Consider the following 19,901-nt stretch of genomic DNA (forward strand, 5'->3'; position numbering starts at 1 on the left):
TGCCACTACTTGTCCTTTAATTACCATTTTAAACGTTTGTTTGTAACGACATTTGTTTTAGAACGAATTAAAAATGATACAAATGAAAAATCAAGCACTAATAGTTGGAGGAACAACAGGAATAGGAAAAGCCACTGCCGAATTGTTATTAAAAGAGGGAGTTGAAGTGATAATTATTGGGCGACCCAATAAGAATTTGAAGAAAAGTGAGAGCGAATTGGCCAAAATGGGAAGCGTGAAAACAATAGCTTTGGATTTATCCGACCTGGCATCGGTACATGAATTTGCAAAAGGAATGGCTCAACAAATGCCTAATTTGAAATATTTGGTGAATGCGGCTGGATATTTTAGTCCGAAAGCATTTTTGGAACACAGCGAAGCAGATTACGACAAGTACCACGATTTTAACAAGGCATTCTTTTTTATTACTCAGGCAGCAGCCAAAATTTTAAAAGATAACCAAGGGGGTTCTATTGTTAATATCGGTTCGATGTGGGGCAAGCAGGCCATTAAGGCAACTCCATCATCGGCCTATTCGATGGCTAAAGCAGGTTTGCATGCTTTCACACAGCATTTGGCTATGGAGCTGGCCGATTACAACATTCGGGTGAATGCAGTTGCTCCGGCAGTGGTGGTTACGCCAATTTATGCTGCTTTTATAGAGGAAGATAAAATTGAAGAAACGCTGCAGGGTTTTAACGCATTTCATCCAATAGGAAGAGTAGGGCGACCCGCAGATATTGCCAATACGATTCATTTCTTGCTCACCGATAAAAGCGCATGGGTTACAGGTGCCATTTGGGATATTGATGGCGGTGTTATGGCCGGTCGAAATTAAGAGTTTTCCCTGTTGGGAGATAAAAAAATACAATGAGGAATCCGTTTTTTGGATTCCTCATTTTTAATTGGCCAATTTTATTTCTATCAATGTCTTGATATCAGAAAGACTTTCTTTTGTTGCCAGAATGTGAATTCCTCGTCCTTCGGCATATTTTTTAGCAGCAGCCAAATCCTCTTTTATTGCAGAATTAATATCGCTGGCCATAATCTGATCGCTAGCCTTTTGTCCAAATACAAAGCCCACTTTAAAATACCCTTGTCGGGGGAGCAGGTAAATGATCGCCCGTTTTTTATCCTTCAAACGAAAACTCCATCCATACTTTTTGCCGGGATAGTTCCACTCTTCTTTTGGGTTTGGATATTGTTCTTTCACAATTTTGACAATCTGTTGCCACAGATCAAAAGTCGAATCTAAATTGTTTTTTAAGTCATCGAGATTTGGCTCTACTGCCTTGTCGGTAAAAATGCTGATGTCCATTCTGTTTGTGCGTTAGGGTGGTTTGTATTCCTGACTGTTAGTTGATCAACTAAAGTTAAATAAGATTTGGAAGCCGTGCAAAAAAACAAATGATGAGGGGGGGAATGGTGAAAAATGACATCCAATGTGCCGGGAATAGTTCACAAATCGCTAAAAAGCACCTGTTTACAAACCCAAACGGCATAGTTATGAAAAGTGTGTAGTTTGGGTTTGTTTTGATCAGTGTAATTGTTGTAAATTACATAAGCAAAAACATATAAAATGTATTAGTTTAATAGTAAAATCAAAGAACAAATGGAAAACAATCTCAAATTTAGCCTGACTAAAGAAGAATCGGATCAGGTTGACCAAGCAGTAAACACATTGAAAACAATATTGGAACCGAAACTAATTAGTTTGGCGGCAAGCGATAAAAGGGATATGCCTAAAATGGGGGATAAAACCTTGGCTTTTGTCGAGAAATCAGTTGGGTATGGAGGAATGTATCCCGATTTTATGCCAAAGTTTATTGATGTTGATGAGGCCAAGACCGACTTGCGATCGGTGAAAGGCTTGAAACAATTACTAACACCTTTGTTGCGAATTACCAACGAATTAGACGATACCATGACAATGGCAGGGAGCGAAGCCTACAGTTCGGCACTTTCCATTTATAAGGTGTTGAAGAATGCCGCCAATATGGGACAAGCTGGTGCTCAGGAAGCCAGTGACGATTTAAAAAGCCGTTTCCCAGGTAAAAGGAAAAGTGCCGTAATTGCAGAATAATAATCATGATTACTTAGCCAATTAATTGTAGCTCAAACCAAAAGGTTTGGGCTTTTTTTATTTAACAGGTATTTTTCCTATCCCAATAGGGAAATTCCTATCCAGAGAGGGAATGTTCCTATCCCGAGAGAGAAACATGCTATCGGGAGAGGGAATGTTCCTGTTCTGAGAGGGAAGCTTGCTATTCGGAGAGGGAAGTTTCCTATCGCAAGAGGGATGATTGTCCAAAAAACAGGCAATTGTGTCCTGCAAAGAGGCATGAACCCCTATAAAACAGGCATGATTCCTGCTTTTTACTCCAATCGTGCTTCTTTTATAGGGAAGCTGGTACTACAAATAGGGAACGTTCCTGTTCCGAGAGGGAAGTTTGCCCTTACAGTAGGCAATTGCGACCTACAAAGAGACCTGAATCGCTTTGAAACAGGTGTACTTCCTGCTTTTTACTCCAATCGGGTCTCTTTTATAGGGAAGCTGGTAGCACAAATAGGGAATGTTCCTGTTCCGAGAGGGAAGTTTGCTCTTACCAATAGGCAATTGTGTCCTGCAAAGAGGCATGAATCTCTTTGAAACAGGTATACTTCCTGCTTTTTACTCCAATCTTGCTTCTTTTACAGGGAAGCTGGTAGCACAAATAGGGGATGTTCCTGTTCCGAGAGGGAAGTTTGCCCTTACAATAGGCAATTGTGCCATGTAAAGGGGAATGTTTCCTTCACGAACAGGTATCTTTAATAGCTTAAGTGGTTTCTAGTAATCTTGCGAATTTAGATCGTTAATTTTCCAATTGATTAACTATAAAATAGGTGCATGTTTACTTTGTTGCACTCATATTGTTTTGTAGATTTGAAACGGTAAATCCAAAAAGGTGCACAATACACACCATATGGGTATGTATTGTGCACCTTTTGGTTTTGAGATAGTAGAAATAAGTGCACCAGTGTACATATAAAGAAGTTAACGCCCAGTTAAGGTGCTGCACCTAAACAAGAGAAAAGACAAAATTGATTTATTAATCGCACTCAGAAATTGACAGAAAAATGAAAATAAAATTATTATTTCACTATCTAAGTTATTTACAATATCCTCTCATGATATTTGTGATTTTCTTTGCTTTAGAACCCTATTTGAATGGTTTTTTTGATAGTGAGGATAAAATGAATTTGGCTTTAGACAGCATAAATAATATGCTGATTTTCATGGGACTTGGAATCAGTTTTTCTTCACTTCAGGATACAACAAAAACGTCACTTAAGTTTGAAAAAAAGATTTGGGAAAATCCTAAAAAAGGTATTTGGATTATTGCTTTGATTATATTGCTATCGTTTTCAACATTAGCGTTCGGCGTGTTTGGATATTTTATTACCGAAAACGAACAAATTAAAGAAGTATCATTTGGTGCTATAGTATTAGGAGTTGGACTTATTGGTTTTTTAAAAACTGGAATTGAAGTATTTGATAATCACAGAAAAGATAAAAATGTGCCAACCAATATTTCATAACGTTCATGACTTCTCTGAGGATTTCAGATTAAAACTGACATCTTACAGAAAATAAAACGATAATTACGGTAATAAAAAGACTAAATATTCAAACTGTTTAAAGTAAAAAGACAAACAGATGAAGACAAATAATTAAAACCGGGCGTTAACAATGTATAAATTTCATTGCGGTTTTCGTTCGGACAACAAACTGTTTAGCTCGCAACAACAATACTGCGGCTCGACAGGAAATCACTCCGCAATCCGCAACGCAAACTTATACTAACGTTGGCAACAAGGCAGGACGTAATATATTAATCAGATAATTTTTAAAATATAAATATTACAAATAACACGAAGAATAATGAAAAAGACAATCAAACTTTTAACTCTTGTATTAACAATGTTTTTATCAACAGCAGTATTTGCTCAGGAATGTGAATATGAAATTAATGAGGTTGATAAGTTCACCAAAGAAAAGAAAGTCGTGACTAAACCTGTAATGGTAGCGAAAAGTCTTAAAATAGCTAAGATATTAAAAATAAAAACTGTTAAATGGAAAGTAAAGAACGAAAATAACAGGAAATATTTAATGACATCTTATAATTTGTCCAAAGGTAGTATTGTGATGGTAGGCTCTGAAAAATTGATTTTATTGTTACGTAATAATGAATCTATTAGTTTAAATATAAATTCCTTAATCCCGAATATGCAAGGCAAGTTTAATAGTTATGTCGCGGAATTTACATATAATTTAACTGATGAGGATTTAGCTAAATTAGTTAAATATGATGTTAAAGATATACGGGTAGAAGCAATGATCAATGGTTTTGATTATAATCTTATTGATGAAGTATCAACAAAATCTATCTTCAAATGCATTAATTAAGAGTGCTTTTTCGAATTACAATTGTAATAAATTGCCCAGTTGCCAACAAAAGCTAAATTTCATGGGCGTTGACGAGTCGTTTGAAAGCTTAGTGCAATAAATAAACACCAGCAAGCCAATCAAATTGGTTTGTTCAAAATATAAACAAATTTACTCGGCTTGCTTATTTGGCGTTTTGATAAGATTACTCTTTGAAATCGCCCACGAAACTTAGTGTGCCAAGAAGCAGTACATCGGCATAAAATAGTACTGCATGCTTTGTTTGAGATGGTGGATAGCAGTTGTAAGCTAGGCCCACCGGTGTCGTTTTACAGGAAAGGGCATCAAACCACCTAAAGGTGCTGTGGTAAAGAGCCATGGTGCTGAGCGTTTAGGAGAATCTATGCCAAGAGCATAGCAGGTATTAATAGAAGAGATGAACGAAAGTGAACCTCTGATGAGGTGTCGAGACGTGGATAAATTCTGTCAAAAATCGTAGAGTAAGTTATACGATGATGAGTGCAACGGAAACCTGTTTATTGGTTGCACGGCAGGCGGCGTTCAGGTGGCATGACTTCTATTTAGGCTCAGATAAGGAACTTGGGAACCTGTGTTGTAATGTAAAGTGAAAGGCGCAATAAGCACAACTTAGAGGCTGAATAGCAAAGTACAACAACAGAGACGGATCTATCCGTAGTAGCTTTGAAGTTCTTGTAATGGGAATGGAGCAAAGGGATAGAGTTGTATGGTTTTAGAACAGAAATCAACTCGTATGAGGATGAATCTATGGAATGAAACAAAATCGGTACCAATAAGTCGTACCATGATATGGAATGCTTACAAGCAAGTGAAATCCAATAAAGGAAGTGCCGGAGTTGATGAAATTGGATGGGACGAATTTGAATCCCAACGATCGGAACAACTCTACAAACTCTGGAATCGCATGGCATCGGGGAGTTATTTTCCACCAGCGGTAAAAGAGGTTGAGATTCCTAAAAAGGATGGTACAAAGCGTAAGCTAGGGATTCCTACCATTACCGATCGTATCGGTCAACAAGTAGTGAAATATTATTTAGAACCAAGGTTCGAATCTATTTTCAGTGATAGTAGTTATGGCTATCGACCAAATCGCAATGCACATCAAGCATTAGAGGAGGTTCAGCGTAACTGTTGGAAAAACGACTGGGTAATTGATTTAGACATCAAAGGGTTTTTCGATAATATTGATCATGCAAAACTGATGTTGGCAGTTCGAAAGCATGTACCCGAGAATTGGGCGTGTATGTACATCGAAAGATGGCTGCAGATGCCAATTCAAAGAATAGACGGAGAATTGATACAAAAACAGGGAAAAGGCACACCGCAAGGTGGCGTTATCAGTCCTTTATTGGCCAATCTGTTTCTACATTATGCTTTCGATAAATGGTTAGAGAATTTAAATTCCAATGTGAAATTTGTGCGTTATGCTGATGACGCCATTATTCACTGCAGAACCAAAAGACAAGCAGATTGGTTGTTGAACAAATTGCATGAAAGGATGGCAAACTGTCACCTTGAATTGCATCCAGAAAAGACCAAACTGGTTTATTGCAGAGATTACCGCAGGCAAGAAAAACATAAGCATGTCAAATTCGATTTTCTAGCTTATAGCTTTCAGCCACGCAGTAGTAGGTCACAGAAGACAGGAAATCTATTTCAGGGTTACGGTTGTGCAATTAGCATTTCTTCACGTAAGAAGATAGCTGAAAAGATAGCCATTACGTTGGAAGAATGTAAAACCTGTAGAAGTATTGTGGGAGTTGCTCAAAAGCTCAATCCTCAGATAAGAGGCTGGGTTAATTATTACGGTAAATTCCGCATGTGGGAAATGCATTCTATTTTCCGCTTACTGCACAGTCGCCTGGTTCGTTGGGCACGACAAAAGTACAAACGTTACAAGAATAGTATTTGTCGCGCTTATGCGTGGCTCAATAGAATAAAGAAACAGTTTCCATACTTGTTTTATCATTGGAAGTTGAATTTTTCTATTTAACTTGTAACTCGATTTATATACAACAAGAGCCGTATGATGGGAGACTATCACGTACGGTTCTGTGAGAGGCTTAGGGTGAGACTCCCTTTGCCTACTCGACACAAGACCGTTAGCAACAATAGAATGAACTATTTATCATTATACGAACATGAAGTTTCCAGTAGAATTATTTTTCACTTTATAACACTTGTAATATTTGTCTTGGTTGGGGTTGGAATAGTCTATTTTGTAAAAAAGCGATTCAAGACTTTTTCATTATTCAGACAATTCTTACTTTTCTTTGGTTATTCCGCTGGAGGATTTGCATTGCTCATGTTGATAGTTTTTATTATCAACATTCCTAAGCAGTACTCGAAAGTACAATCATTAAAAGAAATGATCGAAAATAAAAGTTACTCAATTGTTGAGGGAGTCACTGTAGATTTTTTACCTCCTGTTGAGGGTTTAAGGTATAATGAATCTTTTGCGGTAAACGGAATCAAATTTGAGTATTCAGACTATGGAATTATAGAGGGGTTTCATAAGACTTCAAAAAACAACGGGCCAATTCATCAAAATGGACAACAAGTGCGAATTGGATATACTACAATTGACAATGAGAATCTTATACTAAGGCTTGAAATTGCTAAGTAGATTAATGTATCTACAGTTGCTAACAAAAGCTAAATTGTCATGGGCGTTGATGAGCAGTTTGAAAGTTTAGTACAATTAATGAAAACCAGCAAGCCAATTAAACTTGTCTTGCTCAAAATATAAATAAGTAAATTTAATCGGCTTGCTTACTTGGCGGTTTGACAAGATTACTCTTTTAATCGCCCACGAAACTTAGCAAGACCGCTAGCGACAACTGTAGTAATATCACCAACATAAATAAAATGATTGAGGACATTTATTTTTTAGACGACGGACAAGTAAAAATAACTGCGGCATCAGTTGGTATAAGTAAATTACGTTGGACATCAGTAAAAGAATTAGAAATTTCAACAGAGAAACATATTGACATAATGTCAAATAACAGATTTGACCATTTGCCAATTGAATCTTTAAACGGGTCTATAACAGAATTTTTTAAAACTGAGGAACCAAATAATTACAAAAATATCATCAGGCATAAAATTAAATATAATGACCTCATTCCACTTGACACCAACATTAAAGACGTTATTGAAAAATTCGCGAATGACAACAGAACTTTCTACTTTTTATGTTATCATAAAAACATTTCAGGACTGATTACATTAGGTAATTTAAACTGCAAACAAGTTCAAGTCTACATTTTTAGTTTAATTTGCGAATTAGAAAGAGAATTAGGTGACTTTATAAATAGCTGTTTGTCAAATCAGGAAATTAATGATTGGCTCATAAGTAAAGTTGACAAAGATTATCCTGGAAGCAAATACGCCTTGATATTGAAAAATTTTAATGACTTGACCAAGCTAGACTTAGAAAATCAGTTAACAGAACATTTTTTTCTTGTTGACTTCTTTAAAATAATAAAGGACAAAGAACTTTATGAGAAACTTGCATTCTCAAAAAAAGAATGGCAGGATTTAAGCAGTATAAACGAGCTTAGAAAACGTATTGCCCATCCGACTAGAAGTCTTCTTGATAAGGACAATGACATTTTTAAATTACTGGAAAGACTGAATAAAATTGAAGATTTGACTTATAGAATAGTTACTGAAAGAAAGAACAGCAGCCGCTAGCAACTAAGCGTTCGTGTGGCAGGAACTGCCCAATAGGTACGGTGGGTTGATGGTTCCGGTCATTGAATTTCCAGTTTATGGGGAATGATCTAATTTGAGGGACTTTTAGTAAAGGGAATGCTAGGAAATGAAGTTCCTAAAATGGATTTGTTTTTAAAATATTGTAAAGCTGTGGAGTAATCTGCAGCTTTTTTTTTGTTTTTGTCTCACAAGATTTCACTAGTGAGCATAGCTATCGCAGTAGCCTTGAATTAATGGTGCCGTTCGAGTTAAAAGTGACCCAAATATGAACCTCAATTCTATTTCCAAATAAAAGCATTATCAATTTTTATGTATGCTTAAAACTGCTATATTTAAGACTTAATTGAGCAGTTTGATTAGTTTTTAGACAAACTGCCGTTAGCGGTAATTACCCGGGAAATAAATAAAAGAATTAAATAAATGTTGATATCTGACAGATATAATATGAAAAATATAACACCTAAATACATCACCGTATGTATCTGTTTATTTTTATTTGCTTGCAACAATCATGAAAATAAACTGCAGAAAGTTGTTACCTATCATGAAAACGGAAAGGTAAAATCTGAAAGTTTCAAATTAAATAATCAACGGCACGGTGAGTATAAAAGTTACTATACCAATGGTTGTCTAGAAGTCCGTGCTTATTTTAAAAAGGGAATACAAGATAGTATACAACAATATTATAATGAAGACGGAATAATAATGCAAACATCAAACTATAGAAACGGGATAGTTTGTGGGGAGTTATTGGTATACGAAATGGGCAAGTTATCCTGTAAACAGTCTTATATAATAAGAAATGATTCGTCCTATTTAAACCAAGTTATTGACTATACTGAAAATGGAAAAATAGATATTGAACGGAGCAATTACTTCTCTTTGCATTCAAAAAAAGACACAATTAAAATGGGTGAAGTATTTAGTTTAGATGTTAAACTAGAGGCATCATATTTTAATATGAATATGCTTGTGATTTTCGGTGATTTTGATACCAACTATAATAAATCCACATATACTGATACTTTATGGGATAGAATGGATGATCAAGTTGATTTTAAAGTGCATTATACTACAACTAAATATCACGAAGGGGAAAATGTATTGAAGGGTATCATACATGATTACATTAGCTATTATGAGGATGATTCAGAACAAGATATATTAGCTGATGTACGTCCATTGTTTTTTGAATATGTCTTTTATGTGAAGGCCAAGTAAATAAATAGGAAGTAACTACCGCTAACAAAAGCTAAATTGTCATGGGCGCTGATGAGCAGTTTGAAAGTTTAGTACAATTAATAAACACCAGCAAGCCTTGTAAATTTGGCTTGCTCAAAATATAAATAAGTAAATTTAATCGGCTTGCTTACTTGGCGTATTGATAAGATTGCTCTTAAAATCGCCCACGAAACTTAGCAAGACCGTTAGGTGTAAAGCTAAAACAGACAAGAAATGATGAAACTGACATTAATACTTTCAATTTTTATCTTTTTAACTTCTGCTGTTCACGGACAAATAAGAACCATAAAAGGTACTGTAATATGTGAATATTTAGAATTACTTCCTGGCGTTTCAATTTATAGTTTGGACACTGTCGAAATAGGTAGAACTAATTTAGATGGAGAATTTAATATCTCTATTCAAGAAGAAACTGATCAATTGATGTTTGGGTTTGTAGGTCTGGAACCAATGACTATAACATTTGCTGACAATTGTGAAAAGCTAGAAATAATAATGATGTATGGTGTGCATTATGATTTTATTTCACTCAGAAAGGCTGATAGACTCAGAAAGAAAAGATTCGATAAACTTCCAGAAGTTCGTAAAAAAGCATTTGAGCAAGGAATATTTAAATCTGACTCCCTAAACTATAGTCAGGAATTTGATTCCTATAGAGATGATTAGATCAGAAACTTAGATCGCTCAACACCTAACAAAAGTAACCGTTGCACAAGCAAATAATATTTCTAAAAATAAGATGAGAGCTTTAAAAGTTTGCTGATTAGCGAGCTTTTAAAGCTTCTTTTTTTTAGCTTAAAAATCTCGAAGCTTTATATTAATAAAGGAGAAGAATGATGCTAAAGCAAAACACTGGAGACTTTTTAATTTAGTTGGCTAAAGCCAAACTGCAATAGATAAAAAACACAAAGCATTTGCTGTTGTAAGTAGCAAATTTGAGTGTTTATTGCTCCTGTTTTCAGGTAACAGAAAATAGTAATGTAAATGATTGAAATGAAACGAATGCAAAACATCTATTGCAGTTTGGCTTTAGCCAACTGGTGTTGTATAATTAATAGGCTTTAGCCACATATAATAATTTGCATCTCAAATTTTAAAGGTATTTTCAATCTTTATGTATGCTTAAAACCGCTATATTTAAGACTTAATTGAGCAGTTTTATAAGTTTTTAGACAAACTGCCGTTAGCGCTTATTGCACAAAAACATAGTAGTTGGGATTTTTACAATCAACTGAATAATAATGCATTTATCTAGATTAATACTAAACAATATTGAAATGAAAAGAATAATCTACTTGTTACTTATTTCTTTGTACTGTCTGTCATCATGTCAAAAGACAGAATACCAGGACGTATCCCCAAAACTAGAAATTACTGTTAATGATAATGATGGTAATTTTATTTCTAACGTTACTGTTACCTTATACACAAACGAGAGTGGCTGGAAGAATAAAACAAATGATATATTAGAAGCAGAAACTAATTCTTCAGGCATTGTTCTTTTTGAGGAATTAGAGGAGCAAATTTATTATTTCTCTGCAGTTAAAGGAGACCTTACTAACGATGAATCTTCGGTAGCGACTTTAAAGCCTCTAGCAATAAATACCAAGGCTCAAATTACATTAATTATTAAATAGCTATGAAAATGAAATTTCCAAAAAATAAATATATCATACTAACAATAGGACTTTTGCTTACAATTATTTCCTGCACAAAAACAGCAGATAAAGATATAATGAATGAGTTGTACCAAGGAATATCAGTAGCTACTTTAGAAACAATTAATCCAACCGATATTGAATTCACAACTGCAGTTTGTGGCGGCAATATTATTAATGATGGATATACGGAAATTACAATGTTTGGAGTTGTATGGAGTACAGATGCAAACCCAACAATTGAAGAAAATGATGGTACAATCAAAAAAGAAGAAGTAATACAAAATTTTACAGCTGAATTGACTGATTTAAGCCCCAATACGAATTACTATGTAAGGGCTTTTGCTTCTAATTCAATTGGCACTGCTTATGGTGAAGAAAAAATCTTTACAACTCGATCATATGACATAGAAATGATTATAGTTGAAGGTGGTATTTTCCAAATGGGTAGTAATGACGAAACTAACAGGGAGCAGCCAGTTCACCCAGTTACAGTTAGCAGCTTCGAAATAGGAAAATATGAGATAACTCAAGCACAATGGGAGGTGATAATGGGTAGTAATCCATCATATTTTAAAGGAGATAATTTACCCGTTGAACGAGTAAATTGGGGCATGGCTCAAGAATTCATTACCAAACTGAACCAAAAAACAGGTAAAAATTACCGTTTACCAACAGAAGAAGAATGGGAATTTGCTGCACTTGGTGGAAATTCTTCAAATGGCTTTACTTATTCTGGTAGTAACTCAATTGAAGATGTGGCTTGGTATGCATTTAACGCTGCTTACAAATCTCATGATGTAGCATCAAAAAAGGCTAACGAACTAGGCATCTATGATATGACTGGAAATGTTTGGGAGTGGCTTGATGGCTGGTACGATAATTATGATAGTGATGCTGTTACAGATCCTGATGGTATTCCTAATGGAACTTATCGCTGTCTTCGAGGTGGATGTTGGGACTATGGTCCTGACGACTGTCGTGTCAAACGTCGTCGTTACGACATCTCAGGTATTATAGAAAAAAATGTAGGCTTACGCGTTGCTCGCAGTTTATAAATACAATAAATATGAATGATGAACAGATTGTTTTTGTTTTAGGAACTGCTAAGTAAAAGTAATTGATCTAATAAAATTTATGGCAGGAGAGGTCAGACAACTACTAAAAGCAACAAAGCGCTAACAAAAGCTAAATTTCATGGGCGTGGCGAGTTACTTGAGAGTTAGTTCAATTAATAAACACCAGCAAGCCAATTAAACTTGTCTTGCTCAAAATATAAATAAGTAAATTTAATCGGCTTGCTTACTTGGCGCATTGATAAGGAAACTCATTAAATCGCCCACGAAACTTAGTGTGCCAAGAAGCAGTACATCGGCATAAAATAGTACTGCATGCTTTGTTTGAGATGGTGGATAGCAGTTGTAAGCTAGGCCCACCGGTGTCGTTTTACAGGAAAGGGCATCAAACCACCTAAAGGTGCTGTGGTAAAGAGCCATGGTGCTGAGCGTTTAGGAGAATCTATGCCAAGAGCATAGCAGGTATTAATAGAAGAGATGAACGAAAGTGAACCTCTGATGAGGTGTCGAGACGTGGATAAATTCTGTCAAAAATCGTAGAGTAAGTTATACGATGATGAGTGCAACGGAAACCTGTTTATTGGTTGCACGGCAGGCGGCGTTCAGGTGGCATGACTTCTATTTAGGCTCAGATAAGGAACTTGGGAACCTGTGTTGTAATGTAAAGTGAAAGGCGCAATAAGCACAACTTAGAGGCTGAATAGCAAAGTACAACAACAGAGACGGATCTATCCGTAGTAGCTTTGAAGTTCTTGTAATGGGAATGGAGCAAAGGGATAGAGTTGTATGGTTTTAGAACAGAAATCAACTCGTATGAGGATGAATCTATGGAATGAAACAAAATCGGTACCAATAAGTCGTACCATGATATGGAATGCTTACAAGCAAGTGAAATCCAATAAAGGAAGTGCCGGAGTTGATGAAATTGGATGGGACGAATTTGAATCCCAACGATCGGAACAACTCTACAAACTCTGGAATCGCATGGCATCGGGGAGTTATTTTCCACCAGCGGTAAAAGAGGTTGAGATTCCTAAAAAGGATGGTACAAAGCGTAAGCTAGGGATTCCTACCATTACCGATCGTATCGGTCAACAAGTAGTGAAATATTATTTAGAACCAAGGTTCGAATCTATTTTCAGTGATAGTAGTTATGGCTATCGACCAAATCGCAATGCACATCAAGCATTAGAGGAGGTTCAGCGTAACTGTTGGAAAAACGACTGGGTAATTGATTTAGACATCAAAGGGTTTTTCGATAATATTGATCATGCAAAACTGATGTTGGCAGTTCGAAAGCATGTACCCGAGAATTGGGCGTGTATGTACATCGAAAGATGGCTGCAGATGCCAATTCAAAGAATAGACGGAGAATTGATACAAAAACAGGGAAAAGGCACACCGCAAGGTGGCGTTATCAGTCCTTTATTGGCCAATCTGTTTCTACATTATGCTTTCGATAAATGGTTAGAGAATTTAAATTCCAATGTGAAATTTGTGCGTTATGCTGATGACGCCATTATTCACTGCAGAACCAAAAGACAAGCAGATTGGTTGTTGAACAAATTGCATGAAAGGATGGCAAACTGTCACCTTGAATTGCATCCAGAAAAGACCAAACTGGTTTATTGCAGAGATTACCGCAGGCAAGAAAAACATAAGCATGTCAAATTCGATTTTCTAGCTTATAGCTTTCAGCCACGCAGTAGTAGGTCACAGAAGACAGGAAATCTATTTCAGGGTTACGGTTGTGCAATTAGCATTTCTTCACGTAAGAAGATAGCTGAAAAGATAGCCATTACGTTGGAAGAATGTAAAACCTGTAGAAGTATTGTGGGAGTTGCTCAAAAGCTCAATCCTCAGATAAGAGGCTGGGTTAATTATTACGGTAAATTCCGCATGTGGGAAATGCATTCTATTTTCCGCTTACTGCACAGTCGCCTGGTTCGTTGGGCACGACAAAAGTACAAACGTTACAAGAATAGTATTTGTCGCGCTTATGCGTGGCTCAATAGAATAAAGAAACAGTTTCCATACTTGTTTTATCATTGGAAGTTGAATTTTTCTATTTAACTTGTAACTCGATTTATATACAACAAGAGCCGTATGATGGGAGACTATCACGTACGGTTCTGTGAGAGGCTTAGGGTGAGACTCCCTTTGCCTACTCGACGCAAGACCGTTAGGTGTAAAGCTAAAACAGACAAGAAATGATGAAACTGACATTAATACTTTCAATTTTTATCTTTTTAACTTCTGCTGTTCACGGACAAATAAGAACCATAAAAGGTACTGTAATATGTGAATATTTAGAATTACTTCCTGGCGTTTCAATTTATAGTTTGGACACTGTCGAAATAGGTAGAACTAATTTAGATGGAGAATTTAATATCTCTATTCAAGAAGAAACTGATCAATTGATGTTTGGGTTTGTAGGTCTGGAACCAATGACTATAACATTTGCTGACAATTGTGAAAAGCTAGAAATAATAATGATGTATGGTGTGCATTATGATTTTATTTCACTCAGAAAGGCTGATAGACTCAGAAAGAAAAGATTCGATAAACTTCCAGAAGTTCGTAAAAAAGCATTTGAGCAAGGAATATTTAAATCTGACTCCCTAAACTATAGTCAGGAATTTGATTCCTATAGAGATGATTAGATCAGAAACTTAGATCGCTCAACACCTAACAAAAGTAACCGTTGCACAAGCAAATAATATTTCTAAAAAATAAGATGAGAGCTTTAAAAGTTTGCTGATTAGCGAGCTTTTAAGGCTTCCTTTTTTAGCTTAAAAATCTCGAAGCTTTATATTAATGGCGGAGAAGAATGATGCTAAAGCAAAACACTGGAGACATTTTAATTTCAGTTGGCTAAAGCCAAACTGCAATAGATAAAAAACACAAAGCATTTGCTGTTGTAAGTAGAAAATTAGACTGTTTATTGCTCCTGTTTTCAGGCATCTTTAATAGCTTAAGTGGTTTGTAGTAATCTTGCGAATTTAGATCGTTAATTTTCCAATTTGTTAACTATAAAATAGGTGCATGTTTACTTTGTTGCACTCATATTGTTTTGTAGATTTGAAAGGGTAAATCCAAAAAGGTGCACCAGTACGCATATAAATAAGTTAGGGCAAGTGACTGAAATACAATAGCATTAGATAGACTAACTTTCAGCAATTTGATTTATCGAGTTTACTTAAACTAATTATTACTTTTCGCTAATAGATCGATAGTAAATTTTAAGCTAATTTTAAGTTTTGCTTAAGCTAATTTAAAAATGAATAGTACAATATTTGTATAAACTTTAAAACAAAAAAACTATGTTTACAGCAACACACCTACATGCAATGATTGTCCATTTTCCGGTTGCTTTGGTATTGGTGGCATTTTTTACGGAAGTCCTCGGCTTAATACTTAAGAAAAAGTTTTATCAGCAAGCTACGTTTTATATTTTATTTCTGGCTGCTCTTGGTGCTATTGTTGCATATTTAACTGGCGATGCTGCAGGTGATGGAATGGATGGAGGTTCTTTAGGCCTGGCCATGGAAGCACACGCAGAAGCAGCTTCTTTTACCCTATGGTTTACCATAGCTGCCGCAGGGGCTAAAAGTGCCCTGTATATATTAAAAAAAGAAATTCTCTGGCTAAAAATATTGGCTTTTGTTTTGTTGCTGGCTGCTGCCGGAGGTGTGGTACGTACTGGTTATTTGGGTGGTCAGTTGGTATTTAAACACGCTGCTGGTGTTGAACTAGGCTTTAGTAATTTTGGAACTTTGCAAAACAATGATTAAGCTATGGCTGTTCATCATGATAACGAAAAAAATAAGCTTTGGGAAAAGCACTTAGATATAACTTATGCGAATTTTAATTGTTGAAGACGAGCCCTCCATTTCCAATTTCCTTAAAGAGGGTTTGGAAGAGGAGGGTTTTGCTGTTGATACAGCCGATAACGGAAAACAGGGTTTACAATTGGCCCTTGATTATTTGGAAGAATACGATATTATTCTGCTCGACTGGATGTTGCCCGGAATGAGCGGTATTGAAATACTCCGTAATATCCGAAAAGAAGACCCGGCAGTACCGATAATTTTCCTTACCGCTCGAGATACCACCGACGATGCCGTTTTTGGACTTGAAACAGGAGCTAACGACTATATTCGCAAACCCTTTGCTTTTGAAGAATTGCTGGCCCGCATTCGTGTGCTGATGCGCACAAAAAGTGGTGAGAACTCGGTATTTCACTATGGAAATATTTCGCTGGATGTAGCTTCGCACCGGGTAAGCAAAGCCGGGAAGAATGTTGAACTTACCCAAAAAGAATTTGCCTTGCTTGAGTTTTTATTGCGCAACAAGGGAAAAGTAAGTCGGCGCACCCGCATTATTGAAAAAGTGTGGGATATCCATTTCGATTACGATACCTCGGTAATTGATGTGTACATTAATGCACTCCGCAAAAAATTGAATGATAAAAATAACGAATCATTCATTGAAACCATTCGAGGAGTAGGTTACCGAATAAACGATGAAGCATGAAGCTACATTTTAAAACCCGTATAGCACTTTTTAATACTATTGCAGCTGCCATTACCATGTTTGTGGTGTTTGCTGCAGTGTATTCTGTAATTTATACTACTACGTTTCGTCATCTTGACCGCAGTATTCTAGGAGAAAAGGAAGAATTGTTTTCCCAGATATCCACCGAAGGCGATTCTCTGGTATTTAGTTTGAATGCTGAGTGGGAAGAATTGGAGCACAATAATGCAGAGGTAGATCCTATCTTTTTACAAATAGTAGATGAGCAGGGAACTGTTATTTTTCATTCGCGCAATTTACAAAACGACCAGCTACTGTTTGCCGATTCCCTGAACTCCAATACTTTTTTTAATGTGGAGTTCAACAAAAAAAAATTACGACAAGGACAATTTCCCATCAAAACCGAAACGGGTAAAATTATCGGACAGCTTGATATTGGTATATCTCAGGTCGATTCCATTTTAATTCTCAGCAACCTACGCAATACTTTTTTTGCCGCGTTTCCGCTGATGCTCTTATTCTTTTATTTGGTTACTTCTTTGGTGGCATCGCGCAGTATAGCTCCTGTAAAGCAATTGATTGGTTATGCAGAAAAGATGAATTACAACAATATCAATCCAAGCCTGCCATTACCGGAACATCATGATGAGATTTACCAGCTTACCGCTACCATCAATGCCTTGCTTGAAAGAATAGAAACAGGCCGCAACCGCGAGAAACAGATTACTGCCGATATATCGCATGAATTGCGGACCCCCCTTACTGGCATTAGAGGAACCCTGGAAGTTCTCATTCGAAAACCTCGCGAGCCGCATCATTACGAAGAAAAGGCAAAGCAAGTGATACAGGAAGTAGATTCGATAAACCATATTATTAGTGAGTTGCTGTATCTGGCACGTTTAGATTCAGGAAACTTGTCGATTGTAAATAAGCCAGTTCTTTTACACGATATGTTGCAATCAATCCGGAACAAATGGCAAAGCAGGTTTTTAGAGAAAAACATGAGCATGCAAGTAGACGTACCTGAAAATACCATGGTTCAGGTTGATTTTGGTTTGCTTGAAATGATATTGGAGAACTTGGTTAGCAATGCGGTAAAATACGGAAATGTACACGGAGAATTACGTTGCCGATGGCAAAACGACACCAACATATTAACGCTAAGTGATAATGGTCCCGGTATTCCACAGGAACATCTACCACATATTTTCGAGCGTTTTTACCGGGCTGATGTTCCTGGAAGTTCTTCGGTACAGAGTACCGGATTGGGACTTTATATTGTTAAGATGCTAACCGATATTCAGGGAATACAAATAGAGGTCAATAATCGGGCTAATCGGGGAACTCAATTTTTTCTTCATTTTAAAGCCTAAAAATCTTAAGCAGATTTTAAGAAAGGCTAAAGGAAGTTTTAATGGCCCCTGTGTCATCTTTGTAGTGTAATTATTTATTAAATTTAAAAGACAATGAAAAATTTATTATCCTTATCAGTACTAGCCATGTTTATTGGCATTCTAAGTTCATGTAACATGGGAAATAGCAAGGACACCAAACTACAAAACCCGACAGCCAAAGTAAGTAATGAAAAACAAATGACACCCGACGAAGCCAAGGCAAAAACTATGGCCGACCTGCAGGAAGCATTTAAAGGTGAAACCACTGCATCAGCCAAATATGCAGCTTATTCTCAAAAAGCAGAGCAAGATGGATTTCACAACATCGCATTGCTGTTCAAAGCTGCATCGACTGCTGAAAAGGTGCATGCTAATAATCACAAATCGGTTATGGTGGAATACGGCGTAGCCATTCCGGAATTCGCGCCTGAATTTACCGTTAAATCAACTGCCGCTAATTTGCAGGATGCCATTGACGGGGAATCGTATGAGATAGCTACTATGTATCCTGATTTTTTGAAAGATGCTGGTAACTCTAAAAGTCAATTGGCTCAAATAACTTTTAATTATGCTCTTGAAGTGGAGAAAAAACATCAGATAATGTACAAAAATGCACTGGCAGCACTTGACAATAACTCGGTAAACGAGCTACCTCAAGTATATTATATATGTCCTACTTGCGGAAACACCTACGATCAAACACCACCTGAACGTTGTGGTATTTCAATGACCAGTTCTGAAAAATTCTTGAAAATAAATAGTTTATAATATAAACTCCAGAACAAGATTTAAAGTCCGGTATTTCGCATTTGTGCGGAATACCGGACTCTATCATTTAATCATACTTTAAATTCAGATACATCGAAGGAATAGTACCACAATATTCTTTTAATCATGGCATATAGGAATAGTTTTATTACTATAACTTTTAATTTTGAAAAGGATGACAAAAATCCCGAAGCTTAAAATTATTGAAGGCTTAAAAAGGAGTTAAATGCGCCAAATTGGTTCATTACAATAGAAAAACAGCTAATGGCCTGATTAAGCATTATCTCAGTCTTTTTACTAGCAAATTACAGGAGTTTTTTAAGATTATAGGCACAGGCAGACATGTGCATTACTTTGTTGGACTGAAAACCTTTATGAAATAAATAATACAGCAATTATCTTATTTTCTTGAATTAATGGTACTGTTCGAGTTAAAAGTGACCCAAATAAGAACCTCAATTCTATTTCCAAATAAAAGGATTTTCAATTTTTAGGTATGCTTAAAACCGCTATATTTATGACTTAATTGAGCAGTTTGATTAGTTTTTAGACAAACTGCCGTTAGCACTAATTATAGAAAACTATGCTCAAATACTTAATCAATTTTACAGTTTTGCTAATAGGGATTGTAATTGGGATAAACATTACAAAGCACATTTGGGGAGTCAGTAAGCTTAATAGTGAAAAGGAGTTTTTAGAAAAAAAGAATTCAGAATTAGTTGAAATAATCACTGATAATTCCAAGATGTTATATCTATTAAATAGCTATAATTCAAGTGTAATTGGAAAAAAGGAAGTATTGGAGAATATAGGTAATCTAATCTTAGATATTAATCAAAAACAGGACTCTGGTTACTTTTGTGGATATAGAGTTCAGAATATTGATTTTGGTTCAATAGATAATTCACAGAAAACAGATTTTTTGAGATATACTACCATGATTCAAGAATATGGAATTGCATGGGACTATCTTTTACCAAAGGAACTAACTTCAGTTATTATTGAGCCCAAAGCAAAAAGAATTAGCAAATAACTAGCCCTA

General features: G+C 36.0%; 20 protein-coding genes. 19 read left to right on the forward strand and 1 reads right to left on the reverse strand.

The features are described from left to right. Positions 1 to 82 precede the first annotated feature (82 nt). Complete coding sequence (locus tag ALGA_RS17155) at positions 83 to 838, forward strand: SDR family NAD(P)-dependent oxidoreductase (RefSeq protein WP_197705604.1); 756 nt, start codon at positions 83 to 85, stop codon at positions 836 to 838. A gap of 63 nt (positions 839 to 901) precedes the next feature. On the opposite strand, the gene ALGA_RS17160 is transcribed toward ALGA_RS17155, so the two are convergent. Then, on the reverse strand, positions 902 to 1,318 hold the full coding sequence (locus ALGA_RS17160; RefSeq protein WP_096431258.1) for a DUF3788 domain-containing protein: 417 nt from the start codon (positions 1,316 to 1,318) through the stop codon (positions 902 to 904). A 294-nt stretch (positions 1,319 to 1,612) separates the two neighbouring features. On the opposite strand from ALGA_RS17160, the gene ALGA_RS17165 reads away from it, so the two are divergent. The 18 genes from ALGA_RS17165 (at position 1,613) to ALGA_RS17255 (ending at position 19,892) form a co-directional block, all read left to right on the forward strand. Next, positions 1,613 to 2,083, forward strand: coding sequence for a cytochrome P450 family protein (locus ALGA_RS17165; protein WP_096431260.1), 471 nt, complete (start codon positions 1,613 to 1,615; stop codon positions 2,081 to 2,083). A 258-nt stretch (positions 2,084 to 2,341) separates the two neighbouring features. Beyond that, on the forward strand, positions 2,342 to 2,650 hold the full coding sequence (locus ALGA_RS17170; protein WP_145957662.1) for a hypothetical protein: 309 nt from the start codon (positions 2,342 to 2,344) through the stop codon (positions 2,648 to 2,650). A 467-nt stretch (positions 2,651 to 3,117) separates the two neighbouring features. Further along, a complete protein-coding gene (locus ALGA_RS17175; protein ID WP_096431264.1) occupies positions 3,118 to 3,579 on the forward strand; it encodes a hypothetical protein in 462 nt (153 codons plus the stop codon). Between the two features lie 343 nt (positions 3,580 to 3,922). Then, positions 3,923 to 4,447, forward strand: a complete 525-nt coding sequence (locus ALGA_RS17180) for a hypothetical protein (RefSeq protein ID WP_096431266.1) — start codon at positions 3,923 to 3,925, stop codon at positions 4,445 to 4,447. A gap of 751 nt (positions 4,448 to 5,198) precedes the next feature. Further along, complete coding sequence (gene ltrA / locus ALGA_RS17185) at positions 5,199 to 6,458, forward strand: group II intron reverse transcriptase/maturase (protein ID WP_197705605.1); 1,260 nt, start codon at positions 5,199 to 5,201, stop codon at positions 6,456 to 6,458. A 123-nt stretch (positions 6,459 to 6,581) separates the two neighbouring features. After that, complete coding sequence (locus ALGA_RS17190; protein ID WP_096431270.1) at positions 6,582 to 7,091, forward strand: hypothetical protein; 510 nt, start codon at positions 6,582 to 6,584, stop codon at positions 7,089 to 7,091. A 242-nt stretch (positions 7,092 to 7,333) separates the two neighbouring features. After that, on the forward strand, positions 7,334 to 8,164 hold the full coding sequence (locus ALGA_RS17195; RefSeq protein WP_096431272.1) for a hypothetical protein: 831 nt from the start codon (positions 7,334 to 7,336) through the stop codon (positions 8,162 to 8,164). Positions 8,165 to 8,629: 465 nt separating this feature from the next. Continuing rightward, positions 8,630 to 9,406, forward strand: a complete 777-nt coding sequence (locus ALGA_RS17200) for a toxin-antitoxin system YwqK family antitoxin (protein ID WP_096431274.1) — start codon at positions 8,630 to 8,632, stop codon at positions 9,404 to 9,406. Between the two features lie 234 nt (positions 9,407 to 9,640). Then, positions 9,641 to 10,093, forward strand: a complete 453-nt coding sequence (locus tag ALGA_RS17205; protein WP_096431276.1) for a peptidase associated/transthyretin-like domain-containing protein — start codon at positions 9,641 to 9,643, stop codon at positions 10,091 to 10,093. Positions 10,094 to 10,704: 611 nt separating this feature from the next. Beyond that, entirely contained in the window at positions 10,705 to 11,064 is a 360-nt protein-coding gene (locus ALGA_RS17210) for a hypothetical protein (protein ID WP_096431278.1), read from the forward strand. An 8-nt stretch (positions 11,065 to 11,072) separates the two neighbouring features. Further along, positions 11,073 to 12,143, forward strand: a complete 1,071-nt coding sequence (locus ALGA_RS17215) for a formylglycine-generating enzyme family protein (protein ID WP_197705606.1) — start codon at positions 11,073 to 11,075, stop codon at positions 12,141 to 12,143. Positions 12,144 to 12,974: 831 nt separating this feature from the next. Beyond that, a complete protein-coding gene (gene ltrA, locus ALGA_RS17225; protein WP_197705605.1) occupies positions 12,975 to 14,234 on the forward strand; it encodes a group II intron reverse transcriptase/maturase in 1,260 nt (419 codons plus the stop codon). Between the two features lie 137 nt (positions 14,235 to 14,371). Further along, the gene (locus tag ALGA_RS17230; protein WP_096431276.1) at positions 14,372 to 14,824 is read left to right on the forward strand and encodes a peptidase associated/transthyretin-like domain-containing protein; all 453 of its coding nucleotides are present in this window, start codon (positions 14,372 to 14,374) and stop codon (positions 14,822 to 14,824) included. A gap of 660 nt (positions 14,825 to 15,484) precedes the next feature. Next, on the forward strand, positions 15,485 to 15,955 hold the full coding sequence (locus ALGA_RS17235; RefSeq protein ID WP_096431284.1) for a DUF2231 domain-containing protein: 471 nt from the start codon (positions 15,485 to 15,487) through the stop codon (positions 15,953 to 15,955). Between the two features lie 64 nt (positions 15,956 to 16,019). Next, positions 16,020 to 16,697, forward strand: a complete 678-nt coding sequence (locus ALGA_RS17240) for a response regulator transcription factor (protein ID WP_096431286.1) — start codon at positions 16,020 to 16,022, stop codon at positions 16,695 to 16,697. Then, on the forward strand, positions 16,694 to 18,070 hold the full coding sequence (locus ALGA_RS17245) for a sensor histidine kinase (protein WP_096431288.1): 1,377 nt from the start codon (positions 16,694 to 16,696) through the stop codon (positions 18,068 to 18,070). Before ALGA_RS17240 ends, ALGA_RS17245 begins: the two co-directional genes overlap by 4 nt. Before the next feature lie 93 nt (positions 18,071 to 18,163). Beyond that, positions 18,164 to 18,859, forward strand: coding sequence for a rubrerythrin family protein (locus ALGA_RS17250; protein WP_197705607.1), 696 nt, complete (start codon positions 18,164 to 18,166; stop codon positions 18,857 to 18,859). A 583-nt stretch (positions 18,860 to 19,442) separates the two neighbouring features. Further along, a complete protein-coding gene (locus ALGA_RS17255; protein WP_096431290.1) occupies positions 19,443 to 19,892 on the forward strand; it encodes a hypothetical protein in 450 nt (149 codons plus the stop codon). The last annotated feature ends 9 nt before the right edge of the window (positions 19,893 to 19,901 follow it).

Source organism: Labilibaculum antarcticum (assembly GCF_002356295.1).
Classification (GTDB): Bacteria; Bacteroidota; Bacteroidia; order Bacteroidales; family Marinifilaceae; genus Labilibaculum; species Labilibaculum antarcticum.

Excerpts from the sequence above, each read along its gene's own strand:
- ALGA_RS17155 (WP_197705604.1), top strand. The coding sequence starts at position 83 with ATGAAAAATCAAGCACTAATAGTTGGAGGAACAACAGGAATAGGAAAA.
- ALGA_RS17160 (WP_096431258.1), bottom strand. The coding sequence starts at position 1,318 with ATGGACATCAGCATTTTTACCGACAAGGCAGTAGAGCCAAATCTCGAT.
- ALGA_RS17165 (WP_096431260.1), top strand. The coding sequence starts at position 1,613 with ATGGAAAACAATCTCAAATTTAGCCTGACTAAAGAAGAATCGGATCAG.
- ALGA_RS17170 (WP_145957662.1), top strand. The coding sequence starts at position 2,342 with ATGAACCCCTATAAAACAGGCATGATTCCTGCTTTTTACTCCAATCGT.
- ALGA_RS17175 (WP_096431264.1), top strand. The coding sequence starts at position 3,118 with ATGAAAATAAAATTATTATTTCACTATCTAAGTTATTTACAATATCCT.
- ALGA_RS17180 (WP_096431266.1), top strand. The coding sequence starts at position 3,923 with ATGAAAAAGACAATCAAACTTTTAACTCTTGTATTAACAATGTTTTTA.
- ltrA (WP_197705605.1), top strand. The coding sequence starts at position 5,199 with ATGAGGATGAATCTATGGAATGAAACAAAATCGGTACCAATAAGTCGT.
- ALGA_RS17190 (WP_096431270.1), top strand. The coding sequence starts at position 6,582 with ATGAACTATTTATCATTATACGAACATGAAGTTTCCAGTAGAATTATT.
- ALGA_RS17195 (WP_096431272.1), top strand. The coding sequence starts at position 7,334 with ATGATTGAGGACATTTATTTTTTAGACGACGGACAAGTAAAAATAACT.
- ALGA_RS17200 (WP_096431274.1), top strand. The coding sequence starts at position 8,630 with ATGAAAAATATAACACCTAAATACATCACCGTATGTATCTGTTTATTT.
- ALGA_RS17205 (WP_096431276.1), top strand. The coding sequence starts at position 9,641 with ATGATGAAACTGACATTAATACTTTCAATTTTTATCTTTTTAACTTCT.
- ALGA_RS17210 (WP_096431278.1), top strand. The coding sequence starts at position 10,705 with ATGAAAAGAATAATCTACTTGTTACTTATTTCTTTGTACTGTCTGTCA.
- ALGA_RS17215 (WP_197705606.1), top strand. The coding sequence starts at position 11,073 with ATGAAATTTCCAAAAAATAAATATATCATACTAACAATAGGACTTTTG.
- ltrA (WP_197705605.1), top strand. The coding sequence starts at position 12,975 with ATGAGGATGAATCTATGGAATGAAACAAAATCGGTACCAATAAGTCGT.
- ALGA_RS17230 (WP_096431276.1), top strand. The coding sequence starts at position 14,372 with ATGATGAAACTGACATTAATACTTTCAATTTTTATCTTTTTAACTTCT.
- ALGA_RS17235 (WP_096431284.1), top strand. The coding sequence starts at position 15,485 with ATGTTTACAGCAACACACCTACATGCAATGATTGTCCATTTTCCGGTT.
- ALGA_RS17240 (WP_096431286.1), top strand. The coding sequence starts at position 16,020 with ATGCGAATTTTAATTGTTGAAGACGAGCCCTCCATTTCCAATTTCCTT.
- ALGA_RS17245 (WP_096431288.1), top strand. The coding sequence starts at position 16,694 with ATGAAGCTACATTTTAAAACCCGTATAGCACTTTTTAATACTATTGCA.
- ALGA_RS17250 (WP_197705607.1), top strand. The coding sequence starts at position 18,164 with ATGAAAAATTTATTATCCTTATCAGTACTAGCCATGTTTATTGGCATT.
- ALGA_RS17255 (WP_096431290.1), top strand. The coding sequence starts at position 19,443 with ATGCTCAAATACTTAATCAATTTTACAGTTTTGCTAATAGGGATTGTA.